Here is a 15,839-nt window from a genome sequence, read left to right on the forward strand (position 1 = left end):
CGTCCTGCCGGGCGGCGGCGCCGGGAGCCGTCACGGGCGCGCCCGCCGCCCGCACCGGAACCCCGGTGCGGTCCGGTGGCGCGCCCGCAGGGGCCGGGGCGGTCCGCTCCGGCCACGCCCATGTGCCCGCCCCCGCCGGAAGCGGGACGGCCCGTCCCCGCCGTCGGCGGGGAGGGGCGACAAGCGCGGCCCCCGGGCCGCGGACCGTTCTCACCTTCGGAGCCGAATGATGAAACCGACCACGGGGCGCAGACCCCTCAGGGGGGGCCGGGCGCGTGCGGCGGCCGCGGCCCTCTGCCTGCTCGCCGGAGCACTGACCGCCGCCGCGTCCGGGGGCGGCCCGGCCGCGGCCCTCACCCCGCCGGTCGCTCTGACCGCGGACGACCTCACCACCTGGCAGACCAACGGCATCGTCTGGTCGATGGCCGCATCGGACGCCGGTGTCGTCTACGCCGGCGGCACCTTCTCCACGGTCCGGCCGCCGGACGCCGCGCCCGGCGCCTCGGAGCAGCCCGCGGTGAACTTCGCCGCGTTCGACGCGGCGACGGGCGCACCGACCGGGTGCAGCCTGTCGTTCACGGTCTCGTCGGGCACCGCGACCGTACGGTCCCTGGCGCTCTCGCCGGACCAGGGGACCCTCTACGCCGGCGGGCGGTTCGGGTCGGTGAACGGGGTCGGGGTGAGCAACATCGCCGCGATCGACGTCGCGAGCTGCACCCCGCGCCAGGACTTCAAGTTCGCCGTGTCCGCGACGGTCCGGGCCCTGGCCGTCACCGCCGACACCGTCTATCTGGGCGGCGACTTCACCAGTGTCGCGGGGCAGGCCCGGAAGATGTTCGCCGCGGTCACCACGGCGGGCGCGCTGAAGCCGTGGAAGGCCGACGCGGACGAGGTGGGCCGGGCCGTGGAGCTGACGCCCGACCGCAAGCACGTCCTGCTCGGCGGTGACTTCTTCACCGTCAACGGCACCACCTCGCACGCACTGGCGGTGGTGGACGCCACGAGCGGGGCCGTGAAGAAGAGCTATCCGGCGGGTTTCATCCCCAACACCTCGACGGTGCAGGACCTCACCACGGACTCCACCGGCTTCTACACCGCCAACGAGGGCACCGGGGGTGGTGTGTTCGACGGCCGGATCGCGCTGGACCTCGGTGACTTCGAGCAGCGCTGGCGGGACACCTGCCTGGGCGCCACCCAGGCCGTCCTGGTGCACAAGGGCGTGCTGTACAGCGGGAGTCACGCGCACGACTGCGCCAGCATGGGCGAGTTCCCCAACCAGCCGCGCAAGCATCTGCTGGCCCAGTCCGTCGACGACCCGAAGCTGCTCCCCTGGTTCCCGGACACCAACGACGGGATCGGGGAGCCGGTCGGGCCCCGGGTGATGGCACAGGCCGACAAGGGCGGCCACCACTACCTGTGGGTCGGCGGCGAGTTCACCACCGTCAACGGCTCCGCCCAGCAGGGTCTGACCCGGTTCGCCGACGGCCCCGACACCGGTGCCCCGTGGGTGCCCAACGTCAGTCTGTCCACGGTCTCCCCGGGCAAGGTGGAGGTCAACTGGCAGACCGGTTTCGACACCGACGACGGGGAACTCACCTACCGCATCTACAGGGACGGCGCGAGCACCCCGGTGCACACCACGACGGGGTACTCGCTGTTCTGGGACCGGCCGCAGCTGCGGTGGACCGACACGGACGTGGCCCCGGGCGAGACCCACTCGTACCGGATCAGTGCGAGCGACGGCACCAACACCAGCGCCAAATCGGCCGCCGTGTCCGCCACCGTGACGTCCGCGGCCGAGAAGTACCCCGCCAAGGTGCTGGCCGACGGCGCCTCGCTCTACTGGCGGTACGACGAGGGCTCCTCGACCTTCGCCGGTGACACCGGCCCGGGGCTGGACAACGGGTTCCTGCGCAACTCCCCCGCCTACCGCCAGACCCCGGCCGCCGTCGCGGGCCCGTCGACCGCTATCGGCTTCAACGGCTCGGACGAGTACGCGTACAGCAACCGGCGCCACCCGCAGCCGACCAGGTTCTCGGTGGAGACCTGGATCAGAACCACGACCACCAAGGGGGGCAGGATCATCGGCTTCTCCAATCTGACCATGCAGAACAGCACCCAGTACGACAAGCACGTGTACATGCGTGACGACGGCCGGCTGGTCTTCGGACTGAAGAGCGGCAGCGTCCGGACCATCACCACGCCCTCCGCCTACAACAACGGCGCCTGGCACCACGTGGTCGCCACGCAGGGCCCCGGCGGCATGGCGCTGTACGTGGACGGGCAGCTCCGCGCCTCGTCCGCCCTGTACACCGACAACGAGAAGTACGACGGCTACTGGCGGGTCGGCGGGGACAATCTGAACGGCTGGCCGAGCAGGCCGACGAGCAACTTCTTCGCCGGGCAGATCGACGAGACCGCCGTCTACCCGACCGCGCTGAGCGGTGCCCAGGTCAGTTCCCACTACGCGCTGAGGACGGGTGGATGAGGTATCCGTTCCGGGCCGGTGCCGTCGCCGTACTCGCGGCGGTGCTGGCCGCCTGCGGCTCGTCCTCCCCGGACCGGGAGGCGGACCGGGTGGCCGGGCCCGCGGCGAGCCGGGCGCCGCTCACGGCCCCGTCGTCCGGTCCCGACACCACCGCGTCCGACGCCCCCTCGGCGCCGCGGACGAGCGAACCGCCGAAGCTGCCCGCCGCCGAACTCACCCCGGCCACCGGCTCCTTCACGAAGGAGCAGAAGAAGTACCTGACCGACCGGGTGCCCCGGGGCATGGATCCGGCGGCCGTGCTCCAGACCGGGCAGGAGACCTGCGACAGGCTGGGCTACCTGGTGAAGGCCGACCGTGACGTGGCGGTCGGCGCGATCGTGACGGGCGAGATCCCCGACGCGGAACCCGCCGTGGAGAACCTCTGCACCCGGCACCGGGACCTGCTGCGGGAGGCCGCCCGGGGGTACGCGGACGGCACGTACGAGGGCGACGGGGTCCGGCCCGGCCGCTACCGCAGCGTCTCCCCCACCGGGGACTGCAGTTGGCGGATCACCGGCGCGGACGGCCGGAACCTGGCCTCGGGCTCGGCCGCCGCCGGGAAGCGGAGCGGGATCACCGTGCCCGCTTCGGCCCGCGCCTTCATCTCGACCGGCTGCTACGCCTGGCTGCCCGAAGGAGACTCCCGATGAACAGGCTGCCGATAGCCGTGGTGATCCCCACGAAGAACGAGGGGCTCAACATCGCCGAGGCGGTGGGGTCGGTGCTCGGCCACTTCGAGGCGGTCGTCGTCGTCGACTCGCACAGCACGGACGACACGGCGAAAATCGCCGAGGAGTGCGGGGCCGAGGTGGTCACGTACACCTGGGACGGCGGGCATCCCCGCAAGAAGCAGTGGTGCCTGGACCACGTCCGCACGGACCTGGACTGGATCCTGCTGCTCGACGGGGACGAGCGGATCGGTCCCGGTCTGCTGGCCGAGCTGCGGCAGGTCTTCTCCGCCCCCGGCGGGCCCGGGGCGGCCGCGTACGACATCCCGCTCGGTTACTGGTTCTCCGGGAAGCGGCTGCGGCACGGCTACACCATCCGCAAACGGTCGCTGACCGACCGGACCCGCTGCCGGTACCCGGAGGTGGGGGACCTCGACGCGCCGGGCATCGGCGAGGTCGAGGGGCACTACCAGCCCGTCGCCGAGTCGGTCGGCACCCTGCGCAATCCGATCGAGCACCAGGACCTCGACCCGGTCACCGCCTGGTTCGAGCGGCACAACCGCTACTCCGACTGGGAGGCGTGGCTGGAGCACCACCCCGAGGTGAAGGAGCAGGTGCGGAGGGTGAAGTCGCGCCAGGGGCAGCTGTTCCACAAGGCGCCGTTCAAGCCGCTGGTGTCGTTCGCGTACATGTACGTGTACCGGCGGGGGTTCCTCGACGGGCGGGCCGGGCTCGACTTCGCCCTGGCGATGAGCTTCTACCGTTGGCAGATCGGCCTCAAGTCCCGTGAGGGAAGGGTGGTCTGACGCCTCATGCCCTCCGGCGGACCACGTCCTCGTAGGTCCGCCGGAGGGTGCCGGTCACGGCCTCGATGGTGAAGTCCTCGTTGACGAGGTCCCAGGCCGCCCGGCCGGCCCGGTCGTTGGCACCGGGTTCGAGGAGTTCCAGTACGGCGTCGGCGACCCCGCGCGCGTTCCTCGCGTCCTGGCCGACCCGGCTGTCGATCACCCGGCCCGCTCCCGCCCGCGCCACGTCGGGGGCGAGGCCGCAGGTGCGGGTGATGACCACGGGGGTGCCGACCGACATCGCCTCCAGGACGGACACGCCCAGGGGTTCCTCGATCGACGGCAGCACGTACACGTCGGCCTGCCGCCCCGCCGCCAGGACCGCCTCGTGGTCGAGCGGCCCCACGTGGTCGAGCGAGTCCGTCACCCCCAGCCCGCGGGCGAGTTCGAGGGTGCCGCGCAGGGCGCCGGTGTCGGGTCCGGCCAGTACGAAGCGGGCGTCGGGGTGGCGGGCCAGGACCGCGGGCATCGCGGCGACGAAGTCCTCCGGGCGCTTGCGTTCCTGGATGCGGGCCAGGAAGAGCACCGTGGGCGGCCGGCCCGGCTCCCGGGCGGGCTTGCGTTGCTGCGGGCGCACTCCGTTGACCAGCCGGACGGTGCGGGTCAGCGGCACCGGTGCGGCGACGGCGTTCACATCGATGCGTTCCGTCTCGGTCAGGTGCAGTACGGCGTCGGCGCGGCGCAGCACCGTGCGCACCCCGAGCAGGTCGGTCAATTTGGCGACCCGGTTCTCGGTGGGGTCCACCATGCCGTGGGTCTGGACGACCAGCGGGGTGCGGGTGGCCAGGGCGAGCAGTGCCGCGGGCAGGGTCACCAGGTCGCGCATCAGGTGCACGTGGACCAGGTCGGCCCCGCGCATCATGCGGCGGGCGGTGAGCAGGAGCGCCCCGGAGGTGATGCCGCTGACCTCGAACGCGGGAAGCAGATGGCGGGCCCGGAAGAGGTGGGCCGGCACCCCCTCGACCTCGCGCGGCAGCGGTCCGTCGAAGCCGTCGCCCAGGGCCATGATCCGGGCGTCGTCGCCCGCGGCCCGCTGCACCTTCGACAGGTTGAGCGCCACCCGCGTCGGACCGCCGAAGGCGTGGTCCGGGGTGTGGAGCGTGACGACGTGCAGGATCTTCACCAGGGTTCCCCTCGCCCTCGGCCGACCTCGCCAGACTAGTCAGCCGAACCGCCCCAAGTGGGTTGATTCGTTAGAGTGTTCACAGGTCCACGGAACGGGGAGCGCATGACGTCCGTGCACGAGGCGGAACCGTCCGCACCCGTACCGGGGGACGGTCCGCGCGAACCGGTCCGACCGTCGGCCGGGCCCATGTCGTGGGCGATGCTGTCGCGTGCGCTGGCCGTGCCGCTGATCCTCGGCCTGGTGTGCTTCCTGCCCGCGGTGATCGCCGCCCAGCCCGGTTCGGGCGCCCGGGACAACGCGTACTGGCTCCAGTTGGTCCTGACCTGCTACGCGGGGGCCCGGCTCGCGACGATGATCCTGTCCACCCGGCGGCGGCTGCTGCAGGGCATCTTCTGGATGTTCGTGTACATCGCGATGGGGGTGGCGCCGTTCGCGCAGGCGGTGATCGGGCAGACGCCCACTCCTGTGGTGGGGCCGCGGGGGGATCTGGTGACGGCCGTGGCGCTGGTCCTGGTGGGCTGTGCCGCGTTCGACCTCGGGGCGCTGCTGGCGAACCGGCGGCCGCTGCGCCGACGGGCCGCGCGCCCGGGGACCGGTCCGGCCACCGTGCACCGGGTGCGGCTCAGGGTGCTGGTGCTGCTGGCCTTCGCGGCGAGCGGCTACTACGTCATGAAGGTGGGCGGCCCCGCCGTCTTCTTCACCAGCCGCCAGGAGATCAGTGCCTCGGTCGCGGCCAGCGGGGTGGTGTCGGAGGGGTCCAATGTGGGGTCGGCCTTCCTCAAGGGCTTCGGCACGGTGCCCGCGCTGCTCGGGCTGCTCTTCTGCACGCGCCGGCTGGTGACGTCGCGCCGGGCCCGGCGCTCGCCGTCGACGGTGCTGGCCTGGGGTGCGCTGCTGTTCCTCAACGTCATCGTCAACAACCCCGTCTCCAATGCCCGTTACTGGTTCCTGACGGTCCTGGTCTCGTTCCTGTTCACCGCGTTCCCGAGCAGTTCGGCGATGTACCGCTCGGTGCTGGCGCTGGGGGTGGTGGGGGCGCTGGTGGTGTTCCCGTACGCGGACCGGTTCCGCTACGACGGCGAGGGGTACCGGCCGGTGGAGTCGTCGTCGGTGTTCGAGCCGCTGGCCACCAAGGACTACGACCAGACGGTGATGTTCGCCAACACCATCACCTGGGTCGACACCCGCGGCCACACCTACGGGCGCCAACTGGCGGGCTCCGCACTGTTCTTCGTGCCCCGGTCGGTGTGGGACGGCAAGCCCGAGGACACCGGGGTGCGCGTCGGCCAGTGGATGGGGATGCGGATGACCAATCTGTCGGCGCCGTTGTGGGCCGAGCTCTGGGTCGACTTCGGCGCACCGGGCATGGCGGGGGCCTTCGCCCTGGCCGGGTACGCCGCGGCCCGCACCGACCGGCGCTACGCGCGCGCCGTCTCCCGGGACGGGCCGGGGCCGGGCAGTGTGGTGGCCGTCGCCGTGCCGCTGCTCGCCGGGTACGCCTTCATCCTGTTGCGCGGGCCGTTGTTGCAGTCCGTCGGGAAGCTCGCCGTCGCGGCGCTCTGTCTGCTGCTGGTCACGAGTTTCCGGGAGCGGGGCGAGCGGCGTCCGCGCTGACGGGCGGCCGGTCCGTCGCGGTGCGGCGCCCCAGCCGGGCCACCCGGGTCCAGGTGGCCACCGCCTTGCAGACGGAACCCAGGCACAGGCCCCAGGCGGCGCCCGGCACCCCGCCGAGCACGTATCCGCCGATGAGGAGGGCGACGGAGGCGAGCGAGAAGACCACCTGGACGGGGAGCGTGGTGCGGGGGTCGAGCATCCGCAGGGCCAGCAGCCCGCAGGTGCCGACGGCCATCGCCGCGTACTGGCTGCCGGTCGCCGGGAGGAGGGCGGCGGCCGTGGGCCAGGTCTCGCCGAGCAGCCGGCGGCCGACGCCGTCGGGCAGCAGGGCCAGTGCGGTGGCCCAGGCGGCGGCCGTGACGGCCAGGACGGCGGCGAGCACCGCGGCGACCCGGGTCCGGCGGCGTTCGCAGGGGATGCGGCCCAGCAGCGGCGGGCCGAATCCGGTGGCCGAGGTGAACAGCACGTTCAGCGGCCCGAAGAGGGTGGTCGCACCGCGCAGCGCGCCGACCACCAGGGGGTTGCCGACCGCTCCGAGTGCGAGGACGGAGAGCTGGCCGGTGGCGTTGCCCACCCCGAACTCCACGACGAAGCGCCGCCCCAGGTGGTCGCGGCGCAGCAGGTTTCCCGGGCGCGGTGGCGCACCGGCCGTCCTGCGGTGCAGCAGTGCGGCCGACAGCAGCAGGGCCGGGAGCGCGGACAGGCCCCACACGGCGACGAGCCGGGCGGCGGGGGCGCCGTGCGGCTGGGCGAGGAGCGCGCCCAGTGCGCAGCCGAGCCTGAGCAGGTCGCCGGTCAGCGCCAGGTGCGGCAGGTGCAGGGTGGAGAAGGCGTAGCGCATGGTGTCCTGGCCCAGGACGACCGGCAGGACCAGTCCCAGTGCCGTCAGGGCCTGTGCGGTGGCGCCGGGCAGCGACAGGCAGAGGGCGGCCGTCGGGGCGCCGAGCGCCGTCGCCGCGAGCAGGGTGAAGGCGACCGCCGAACGGCAGGCTCCGCGCACCTCGTCGGCGTCGCCGCGGCGCAGCACCAGCGGCTGGCCGGCGTAGGCGCCGAAGGCCCCCAGCAGCACGGTGAAGACGAGGTAGACCGCGGAGAAGCGGGCGAAGTCGGCCACGGTGGACAGTCGGGCGGCCGTGACCAGCACCAGGATGTTGGTGAGCGCCGCCACGCCCTGGTCCGCGACCGAGCAGACGATCGCGGTGCGTGCCCTCATCCGCGTCCCGCGGTGGGATCGAAGGTGCGCAGGCCCAGGGTCTCGGCCGGGTCGCCGGTGTGCTCCGGGCCGCCCCGGTCGTCGCCGCCGGGGCCCCGGGCCGAGCCGTACCGGGCGGCCTTCCTGCGGCGCTTCTCGGCCTTTCTGAGGGCCCGGCGCTCGTAGCGGCCGCGGGCGGGGTGCAGCAGGGCCCCGAGCACGGAGCCGTCGGCCGCCTCGATGATCTCCCGGATCCGTTCCAGGTCGCTGCGGCGCACGTCGCGCGGGTCGCAGACCACGACGACGCCCTCCACCCGGTCCAGGAGCGCGACGGCGTCGGCGTACGCCAGCACGGGCGGGGCGAGCACGATCACGACGGCGTCGGGCCGGTCGCCCTCGGCGATGATCCGCCCGACGGGGGCCGAGGTCAGTGCGCGGGGCACGTTGCCGGTGCGGCGGCCCGCTATCAGGGTGAAGGCGCCCGACCCCGGTACGTCCACGTTCATCCGGCTGTCCGAGGGCCAGGCCCGTTCGCCCTCCGCCGCCCACCGGGGCCGGACGCCCTGCACGGCGGGGCCCAGGTCCCCGGCCAGGGAGGGGGTGCGCAGGTCGGCCTCGACCAGGATGACGTCGCGTCCCATCTCGGCGAAGGCCGCGGCCAGGTTGACCGCGGCGGCGGCCGCCTCGGCGCCGGCCCCGCGCGGGGCCGTGACCAGGAGCCGGCGGCGCCGGGAGAACGACGGGTCGTAGGCGAGCCGGAAGGCCACCGCCCGGTACTCCTCGGCGAGCCGGCTCCCGCCGCGTCCGACGGCGAGCAGGGTCCCGGCGGTGGCGCGTTCCCTGGGCAGGGTGCCGAGCAGGGGGGCGCCGAGCGAGCGGACCAGTTCGCGGGTGGAGCGCACGGCCGGGTCGAAGACCAGGCGCACCCAGGAAAGGAGCAGCCCGAGCGCGAGGCCGACGACGCCGCCGAGTCCCAGCAGCAGGGGCAGTCCGGCGCCGGTGGGTTCGGTGGGGGCCGCGGGTTTCTTCGTCAGGTATCCGGGGGTGGTGTCCAGGGCGCGCAACTCGGAGATCTTCCGGGTGAGTTCGGAGATCGCGACCACGAGGTTGGCCCGTGCGCTGGTCACGTCGTTGCCGCCGGAGGTCTGTTCCGCCAGTTGGTCGCGCTGTTCGGTGAGGGGGGTCAGCTGGGCGCGGTAGCCCTGGACCATGTGGGCGATGCTGTTCTCGGTGCGCTGTCTGCGTATCTCCAGATAGGCGTCGGCCAGTGCCTGGGCCCGTCCCCTGGCCAGTGCGGGGGTGCGGCCGGTGTAGGCGAAGCGGAGCACGAGGGTGTTGGGCGGGTTGGTGACCTGGAGGCCGGAGAGCAGCGGTCCGACCTCCACCGGGTCGCCCTTCCGGGCCAGGACGACGGCGGCCAGGCTGCCCACGGTGTCGCTGACGGCGGTCTGCCGCTCGGAGCCGATGTTGATGCCCTTGTCCGCGGAGGCTCCGGCGGCGAAGGGGTCCGAGGTGGCGGAGCGCACGACGACCTCGCCCGTCGAGGTGTAGTTCTCCTCGCCGCTCAGGGCGAGCCAGCCGCCGCCGAGCAGGCCGACGACCACACCGGAGGCGAGCAGCGCCCGGTAGCGCAGGAGCTGGCGGAACTGGTCCCTCAGCAGCGCGGGTTCGTCCTGGTCCTCCAGGGCGCGGATCGGCTGGTTCATCGGCGTGGTCTCCCTTGTGTGTCCGCGAGGACCTCGGTGAGCAGCGCGTCGAAACGGGCCAGGCCCGCCTCCCGGCTCAGGTGGCGTGTGACGTACTGGGGTCCGTTGGCACCGAGCAGGTCCGCCTCGGCGGGTGCTTCGACGAGCTTGCGCACGGCCGACAGCAGGGCCGCCGGGTCCTCCGGTGCGACGAGGAGGCCGGCGCCGGACCGCTGGATCTCCTGCGCGGTGCCCCCGCCCCGGGCCACGGAGCCGACGACGGGGCGGCCCGAGACGAAGTACGAGGTGAGTTTGGACGGGACGCTCATGTCGAGCACGGACGCCCGTTGGGTCACCGCGAGCACGTCGGCGGCGGCGAGCACGTCGGTGAAGGTGTCCTCGTCGGCGGGCGGCAGGACGTCGAGGTTGCGCAGGCCCGCCGCGCGCCGCAGCAGTTCCTCGCGCTGGTTGCCGTCGCCCATCAGCACCACACGGATCTCCGGGGCGAGCCGGGCCGCGTCGACGAGGACCTCCAGGCCCTGTTTGAGGCCCATGTTCCCGGAGTGCAGGACCACCGGGGTGCCCTCGCCCCAGCCCATCCGGGCCCGGGTGGCGGCCCGGTCGGCCGAAGGGGTCCGCACATGCGACCAGTTGGGCACGATGCGGACGCGGTCCGGGTCCACCCCGTACGCGGTGACGCGGGGGACGAAGCTCTCGTGGATGACGCCGACGAGGGTCGCGGCGCGCAGCGCGTACCGTTCGGCGGCCGAGGCGACGGCGGCGGCCCTGCCCCCGCCCCGGATGCCGCTCTGTGCGGCGGCGGCACCCATCAGGTCCTGCACGACGGGTATGTACGGGACCCGGTGGCGACGGGCCAGCCGGGCGCCGACGACACCGCCGGCGAGGCTGGGCAGCTGGGCTATCACGGCGTCCGGCGGGCGCGTCGCGGGCGGGGAGAGCAGGGCGTGGCCGAGCACCGTCGCCTCGAACAGCCCTCTGCGCAGGGCGCTCTGACGGGGCGGCACGTAATGTCTTCGCCGGTGCACCGTGACTCCGGCCCGTTTCTCGGTGACCCGCCACACTCCCCGGTACTCCGCGTCGGTCCGCCAGGACGGGTAGTGCGGCATGCCGGTCAGTACGTGCGTCTCGGCACCGGATCCGGCCCAGTGCTCGGCGAGTTGCGCGGCGTACGGGCCGATGCCGGTCAGTTCCGGCGCGTAGTTCGTCGAGACGACCAGCAGGGTGCGGCCCCCGAACGGCTCGTGATGGTCTGCATCGGACATGGACGCCCGTCCTTCCCCCCGGAACAATCCGTGCTCCCCGAGGAACAGCGTCGGGAAACGCCCTCGGGGAACAGCCCCAAAAGCGAGCTTATCCGTTCACGAGATGCGCAAGTGGTCTTCACAGTAAGGTCGTTGCACCATCAACACCGATACCGATATCCCATGGCACCGGACGCCATGTCCGGACAACGGCCGCGGAAGACGGATGTCGCGTTCACCGTGGGGGGAGAGAGCGGATGGCGCACAGGGTCGGCTACGCGCCGGGGGTCTACGACCTGTTCCATGTGGGGCACCTCAACATCCTGCGGCATGCCCGCAGTCAGTGCGACTACCTCGTCGCCGGGGTCGTCTCGGACGAGATGGCGGCGCTCGCCAAGGGTCACAGACCGGTGATCCCGCTGCCGGAGCGTCTGGAGATCGTACGCAGTGTGCGCTACGTGGACGCGGCGTTCGTCGAAACGGTGCCCGACAAGGTCGAGACCTGGCAGCAGGTGCGGTTCGACGTGATCTTCAAGGGGGACGACTGGCGGGACACGGAGAAGGGCAGGCGGCTGGAGCGCGACTTCGCCGAGGTCGGTGTGGAGGTCGTCTACTTCCCGTACACGGTGCACACGTCCAGCACCCAACTGCGCCGGGCGTTGGACTCGCTGGTCAGCCCGCAGTCCGGAGCGATCTCAGCTCCCTGAACCACTTGGCGAGGAACATCACCAGGAACAGCGCGTGCACGGCGGCGAGCACCGCATAGCCGAGGCGGAACGCGGTGCGGTCGCCGAGCAGCAGGAAGACCAGGCAGAACACCCCGTAGTCGGCGGGCAGCAGTGCCACGGCCCGCAGCCGGGAGACCGGGGCCGCCGTCCCGCCCGCGACGGGCGGGACGGCGGCCCTGCCCGGTTGTGCCCCGCCCGGTTGTGCCTTGCCCGGTTGCGTCCCGCCCGGTTGTGCCTTGCCCAGTTGTTCGCGCAGCAGTCCGGCGCAGAAGGTGAGCACGGCCGCGAAGAGGAAGCCGAGCGGCAGCAGCAGCCACCCCTCGGACGGCAGGTCGAAGAACCGCCGGAACGAGATCAGCACGGCGGTGTGCACGAGGATCATCTTGGCGCAGTCCACGACGTGGTCGAGCCATTCGCCGTCCGGGCCGCCCCGTCCGGTCAGCCGGGCCAGTTGCCCGTCGGCCGAGTCGAGGGCGAAGCCGACGACGAGACCGCCCCAGACCAGGGCGGCCAGGCCCCAGGACGGCCGGACGAGCGCCACCGATGCGATGGCTGAGAAGGTGAACGCCGCGCTCAGCAGGGTGACTTGATTGGGCGTCATGCCGATGCGGTACGCACCGGCCGCGAGGACCCGCCCGGCCGGACGGTTCACGTACCGCGAGTAGAGCGAGACCCCCTTGGCCGTCTTCTGCGCCCCGCGCAGCTCACGCATGACCGTGCCCGTGGTTCCCATACGCCCCCCAGCGTGCAGCCGTTGCCGGCGGCGTCGGGGAAGCCGCCCGGACACCGCCGCCGAAGCCGCATCATGGCACGCCGCCCCGGTCCCGCGCGGCCACTCGCCCGCTCCGGCCCGGGAACGGCACCCGGCCGTGTCCGGAACCGGTCCACGCGGGGACGGGGAGGGCAGCGGCCCTCCGGCCGCCGGGCCGACCGGTCGAGCCGGTCGCATCGGCCCCGCCCGGAGCCGGCCGCGCGGGGCCGGAGCCGGGCGGCGTCGGGCGGCGTCCGCTCAGGCGGGGGCGGTGCGGCACTCCGGGTGGCCCCAGCCGTTCGGGTTCTTGGCGATCGGGTCCTGGGCCGCGTAGGGCTTTCCGCAGTGGCAGCGGCCGGCGAACCTGGCCTTGATGGTCGCGCCGGAACGCGCGGTGCGCGTCGCGCCGCCCGCCTTCCGCGCCGTCGTGCCGCCGCTCCGCTTCGCCGCCGTGCCACCGCTCCGCCCCTCGGTCGCCCGGCCGGGGGCGGGGGTCGGCAGCTCCGTGGCGCCGTGCGCGGTACCGGCGGGCACCTGCGCCACCGCGGCCTCGCTGGCCGCCTGGTCGGCGAGCGCGTTGAGCGGGTCGCCGTCCACCTGGTGGGCGGGGACGTAGGTGAAGCGCACGGACCGGCCGGTCAGCAGGTCGTCGATCCGGACCACGAGGTCGCGGTTGGCCACCGGCTTGCCGGCCGACGTCTTCCAGCCGTTGCGCTTCCACCCCGGCAGCCATTTGGTCACCGCGTTCATCGCGTACTGCGAGTCCATCCGCACCTCGATCGCGGTGGCCGGGTCCGTTGACTCCAACAGCTCACGCAACGCCGTGAGTTCGGCGACATTGTTGGTGGCGGTGCCCAGCGGCCCGGCCTCCCAGCGCTCCGGCCGCCCCTGCGCGTCGGCCACGACCCACGCCCAGGCCGCGGGTCCGGGATTGCCCTTCGACGCCCCGTCACACGCGGCGATGATGCTTTCGTTCATGCCCCCGATCATGCCAGCGCCGCATCGCCCCACGAATCCGTGACGCTGAGTGACGATTCGAGGTGCGGCGGTCCGGCGGCGCTGGTTCCCTGAGGGGGCCCGCTCTTCCCTACGCACAAGGAGCGATGATGAGCGTTGCACGTGAATCCGGTGACCGTGCGCAGCAGCTGCGCGACAAGGCCCGGCACATGACCGAGGCCGCCGAGCGCACCACCGACCCCGAACAGCGCCGACGCCTTCAGGAGAAGGCCCGGCTGCTGCGGGAGCAGAGCGACCGGCAGGGCACCATGGGTGGCGAGGACATCCGCCCGACCCGGTAGACCCGCCGTCGCACGCCGACGCCCCGTCGCCCTTCCATGAGTGGGCGGCGGGCCGTCGCCGTCGCGCGGCCGTTGCCGCGGCCCGCCTCTCCCGTACCGCCTGTTGACGCCCTCCGGCCGTGGGCCCTACGGTGCGGTAAGCGCTTTCCAGTCGCACCGGGAGACTTCGGGAACATGAGCAGCCCACTGCGCGTCACACATCTGCACGGGGACCGGATCACGGTCACGGAGGAACGCGGCGGCGTCGAGCTGATCGCCTACGTCTACCGCCCCGAGGCGGCCTGGGAGGCCCCCAAGCCGTACGTCCATCCCCTGCGCACCTTGGCCGATAACGTTGTCAGCGACTACCGGCCCAACGATCACCGCTGGCACAAGGGCCTCCAGATGACGGCCTCCCACCTCTCCGGGCAGAACCTGTGGGGAGGCAACACCTATGTGCACGGGCAGGGTTATCAGCCGCTGCCCGAGCTGGTCGGCTCGATGGCGCACCTCGGCTTCGACGAGGTGGCGGCGGAGGCCGGGCGCGCGGTCATCACGGAGCGGCTGAGCTGGCGCCACCACGACGGCACGCACTGGGCGGACGAGCTGCGCCGGATCGAGCTGCACGACGTCGAGCACGGGGACGAGGACGAGCACGACGTCGAGCACGACGTCGAACGCGGGAACGGGCACCGCGCCGGGAACGCGGCCTCGGGGGCCGGCGGGAGCTGGACACTCACCTGGTCGAGTGCCGTCACCAACCGGCGTTCCGAGCCGCTGCGCTTCGGCAGCCCCACCACCCACGGCCGGGAGGCGGCCGGCTACACCGGCCTCTTCTGGCGCGGCCCGCGCGCCTTCCGCGGCGGGCGGATCATCGGCCCGGACGGGGATGGCCCCGGGCTGATGGGGACGCAGGCCCCCTGGCTGGCCTACAGCGGCGAACACGACGGCGCCGACGGACACGCCACGCTGATCTTCCGGCACGCCCCGGAGAACGACCATTCGGGAACGGGCGGCACCCACCCGGCCCACTGGTTCGTGCGCAACGAGCCGTTCGCCGCCGTCGCCCCCTCCTTCGCCTTCCACGAGGAACTGGAGCTCGCCCCGGGCGACACCCTCGCGCGCCGCTACCGGATCACCGTCGCGGACGGGGCATGGGACCGGGACCGGATCACCGAGTACCTCGCGGAGCACCCGTGGTGAACGCGAGCGATCACCGCCCCGGCCTGTACGTGGAACTGCCGCTCGACGAGTCCGGCCGCGTCCGCCTGCGGGAACTCGGTCCCGGGCCCGTGTGGTTCGCCGAGCCGGGGACGCTCTCCGCTGCCGATGACCATGCCCTCGCCGACGCCGACATCGCACTCGGCAACCCCGAGGCCGCCCGGGTGGCCGAGGCCCCCCGGCTCCGGTGGCTGCAGCTCGCCTCGGTCGGGATCGACGGCTATCTCGGCCTGGACTGGCCGGTTCTCGGCCGTCGGCTGGCCGTGACCAACCTGGGCGATGTCTTCGCCGACCCGGTGGCCGAGTCGTGCCTGGCGGGCATACTCGCACTGCACCGCGGCATCGACGAACTCTCCGGGCTGCGCTCCCGCGGTACCTGGGCGAAGTCCGTCGTCCGACCGCGACTGCGGCTGCTGTCCGGGGCCCGGGTCCTGGTGCTGGGCCGGGGGGCGATCGCCCGGAGGTTCGCCGAACTGCTCGGGCCGTTCGGCTGCCCGATCTCGCACTTCGCGCGCGGCTCGGGCGACATCCGCACCTTGGCCGAGCTCGATGTGCAACTGCCGGACTTCGACGTGGTGGTGGGGCTGTTGCCCGGGACGCCCGGTACGAGCGGGCTGCTCAACGCGCGGCGACTGGCCCGGATGCGGCCCGGGGCCGTCCTGGTGAACGCGGGCCGGGGATCACTGGTGGACGAGGAGGCGCTGATGTCCGAGCTGTCCTCCGGGCGGCTCGGCGGTGCGGTGCTGGACGTCACCGGACAGGAGCCGCTGCCCGCCGGCCATCCCTTGTGGACCTGCCCGAACGTCATTCTCACCCAGCACACCGCGGGTGGTTCGACGGACGAGACCGCGCGAGTGATCGACCTGTTCGCCGAGAACCTGCGCCGTTTCGAGACCGACGTCCCGCTGCGCAACCCCGTGCAGTGGACCAGGGGATTCTGAGG

At 73.0% G+C, this 15,839-nt stretch carries 14 protein-coding genes; 8 read left to right on the top strand and 6 right to left on the bottom strand.

The genetic code is table 11. The features are described from left to right. Window positions 1-226: 226 nt before the first annotated feature. From ABZZ04_RS31255 to ABZZ04_RS31265, 3 genes are read left to right on the top strand one after another with little or no spacing between them, the layout of a single operon-like run. Entirely contained in the window at window positions 227-2,488 is a 2,262-nt protein-coding gene (locus tag ABZZ04_RS31255) for a LamG domain-containing protein (RefSeq protein ID WP_356935595.1), read from the top strand. Continuing rightward, on the top strand, window positions 2,485-3,177 hold the full coding sequence (locus ABZZ04_RS31260) for a hypothetical protein (protein WP_356935596.1): 693 nt from the start codon (window positions 2,485-2,487) through the stop codon (window positions 3,175-3,177). Before ABZZ04_RS31255 ends, ABZZ04_RS31260 begins: the two co-directional genes overlap by 4 nt. Next, on the top strand, window positions 3,174-4,001 hold the full coding sequence (locus ABZZ04_RS31265) for a glycosyltransferase family 2 protein (RefSeq protein WP_356935597.1): 828 nt from the start codon (window positions 3,174-3,176) through the stop codon (window positions 3,999-4,001). The genes ABZZ04_RS31260 and ABZZ04_RS31265 overlap by 4 nt, the downstream gene beginning before the upstream one ends. Window positions 4,002-4,005: 4 nt before the next feature. On the opposite strand, the gene ABZZ04_RS31270 is transcribed toward ABZZ04_RS31265, so the two are convergent. Further along, on the bottom strand, window positions 4,006-5,163 hold the full coding sequence (locus ABZZ04_RS31270; protein ID WP_356935598.1) for a glycosyltransferase: 1,158 nt from the start codon (window positions 5,161-5,163) through the stop codon (window positions 4,006-4,008). A 105-nt stretch (window positions 5,164-5,268) separates the two neighbouring features. On the opposite strand from ABZZ04_RS31270, the gene ABZZ04_RS31275 reads away from it, so the two are divergent. Next, entirely contained in the window at window positions 5,269-6,780 is a 1,512-nt protein-coding gene (locus ABZZ04_RS31275; protein ID WP_356935599.1) for a hypothetical protein, read from the top strand. Here the strand turns inward: ABZZ04_RS31275 and ABZZ04_RS31280 are convergent. Genes ABZZ04_RS31280 through ABZZ04_RS31290 form a run of 3 tightly spaced genes read right to left on the bottom strand, consistent with a single transcriptional unit; the run spans window position 6,740 to window position 10,940 of the window. Further along, window positions 6,740-7,993 carry a hypothetical protein gene (locus tag ABZZ04_RS31280; protein ID WP_356935600.1) on the bottom strand — a complete coding sequence of 418 codons (1,254 nt, stop codon included), beginning with the start codon at window positions 7,991-7,993 and terminating at the stop codon, window positions 6,740-6,742. The genes ABZZ04_RS31275 and ABZZ04_RS31280 overlap by 41 nt on opposite strands. After that, window positions 7,990-9,678, bottom strand: coding sequence for a lipopolysaccharide biosynthesis protein (locus tag ABZZ04_RS31285; protein WP_356935601.1), 1,689 nt, complete (start codon window positions 9,676-9,678; stop codon window positions 7,990-7,992). The genes ABZZ04_RS31280 and ABZZ04_RS31285 overlap by 4 nt, the downstream gene beginning before the upstream one ends. After that, window positions 9,675-10,940, bottom strand: coding sequence for a glycosyltransferase (locus ABZZ04_RS31290; RefSeq protein ID WP_356935602.1), 1,266 nt, complete (start codon window positions 10,938-10,940; stop codon window positions 9,675-9,677). Before ABZZ04_RS31290 ends, ABZZ04_RS31285 begins: the two co-directional genes overlap by 4 nt. 236 nt (window positions 10,941-11,176) lie before the next feature. Here ABZZ04_RS31290 and ABZZ04_RS31295 point away from each other — a divergent pair, with 236 nt between their 5' ends. Beyond that, window positions 11,177-11,626 carry an adenylyltransferase/cytidyltransferase family protein gene (locus tag ABZZ04_RS31295; protein ID WP_356935603.1) on the top strand — a complete coding sequence of 150 codons (450 nt, stop codon included), beginning with the start codon at window positions 11,177-11,179 and terminating at the stop codon, window positions 11,624-11,626. On the opposite strand, the gene ABZZ04_RS31300 is transcribed toward ABZZ04_RS31295, so the two are convergent. Further along, window positions 11,592-12,380, bottom strand: coding sequence for a CDP-alcohol phosphatidyltransferase family protein (locus ABZZ04_RS31300; RefSeq protein ID WP_356935604.1), 789 nt, complete (start codon window positions 12,378-12,380; stop codon window positions 11,592-11,594). The two genes, ABZZ04_RS31295 and ABZZ04_RS31300, sit on opposite strands and share 35 nt — an antisense overlap. 276 nt (window positions 12,381-12,656) lie before the next feature. Then, window positions 12,657-13,376, bottom strand: a complete 720-nt coding sequence (locus ABZZ04_RS31305; RefSeq protein WP_356935605.1) for a ribonuclease H — start codon at window positions 13,374-13,376, stop codon at window positions 12,657-12,659. 128 nt (window positions 13,377-13,504) lie between these two features. Between ABZZ04_RS31305 and ABZZ04_RS31310 the strand changes: the two genes are divergently transcribed. From ABZZ04_RS31310 to ABZZ04_RS31320, 3 genes are all read left to right on the top strand, one after another. Continuing rightward, window positions 13,505-13,696, top strand: a complete 192-nt coding sequence (locus ABZZ04_RS31310; RefSeq protein WP_283850229.1) for a DUF6381 family protein — start codon at window positions 13,505-13,507, stop codon at window positions 13,694-13,696. A gap of 174 nt (window positions 13,697-13,870) precedes the next feature. Next, a complete protein-coding gene (locus tag ABZZ04_RS31315; protein ID WP_356935606.1) occupies window positions 13,871-14,878 on the top strand; it encodes a PmoA family protein in 1,008 nt (335 codons plus the stop codon). Beyond that, window positions 14,875-15,837: a D-2-hydroxyacid dehydrogenase gene (locus ABZZ04_RS31320; protein WP_356935607.1), complete on the top strand. Its 963-nt coding sequence runs from the start codon at window positions 14,875-14,877 to the stop codon at window positions 15,835-15,837. Before ABZZ04_RS31315 ends, ABZZ04_RS31320 begins: the two co-directional genes overlap by 4 nt. The last annotated feature ends 2 nt before the right edge of the window (window positions 15,838-15,839 follow it).

This window comes from Streptomyces sp. NPDC006435 (genome assembly GCF_040612315.1).
Lineage (GTDB): Bacteria > Actinomycetota > Actinomycetes > Streptomycetales > Streptomycetaceae > Streptomyces.

Bases quoted from the DNA above. Each gene is read 5' to 3' on its own strand.
- ABZZ04_RS31255 (WP_356935595.1), top strand. From the start codon at position 227: ATGATGAAACCGACCACGGGGCGCAGACCCCTCAGGGGGGGCCGGGCG.
- ABZZ04_RS31260 (WP_356935596.1), top strand. From the start codon at position 2,485: ATGAGGTATCCGTTCCGGGCCGGTGCCGTCGCCGTACTCGCGGCGGTG.
- ABZZ04_RS31265 (WP_356935597.1), top strand. From the start codon at position 3,174: ATGAACAGGCTGCCGATAGCCGTGGTGATCCCCACGAAGAACGAGGGG.
- ABZZ04_RS31275 (WP_356935599.1), top strand. From the start codon at position 5,269: ATGACGTCCGTGCACGAGGCGGAACCGTCCGCACCCGTACCGGGGGAC.
- ABZZ04_RS31280 (WP_356935600.1), bottom strand. From the start codon at position 7,993: ATGAGGGCACGCACCGCGATCGTCTGCTCGGTCGCGGACCAGGGCGTG.
- ABZZ04_RS31285 (WP_356935601.1), bottom strand. From the start codon at position 9,678: ATGAACCAGCCGATCCGCGCCCTGGAGGACCAGGACGAACCCGCGCTG.
- ABZZ04_RS31290 (WP_356935602.1), bottom strand. From the start codon at position 10,940: ATGTCCGATGCAGACCATCACGAGCCGTTCGGGGGCCGCACCCTGCTG.
- ABZZ04_RS31295 (WP_356935603.1), top strand. From the start codon at position 11,177: ATGGCGCACAGGGTCGGCTACGCGCCGGGGGTCTACGACCTGTTCCAT.
- ABZZ04_RS31300 (WP_356935604.1), bottom strand. From the start codon at position 12,380: ATGGGAACCACGGGCACGGTCATGCGTGAGCTGCGCGGGGCGCAGAAG.
- ABZZ04_RS31305 (WP_356935605.1), bottom strand. From the start codon at position 13,376: ATGAACGAAAGCATCATCGCCGCGTGTGACGGGGCGTCGAAGGGCAAT.
- ABZZ04_RS31310 (WP_283850229.1), top strand. From the start codon at position 13,505: ATGAGCGTTGCACGTGAATCCGGTGACCGTGCGCAGCAGCTGCGCGAC.
- ABZZ04_RS31315 (WP_356935606.1), top strand. From the start codon at position 13,871: ATGAGCAGCCCACTGCGCGTCACACATCTGCACGGGGACCGGATCACG.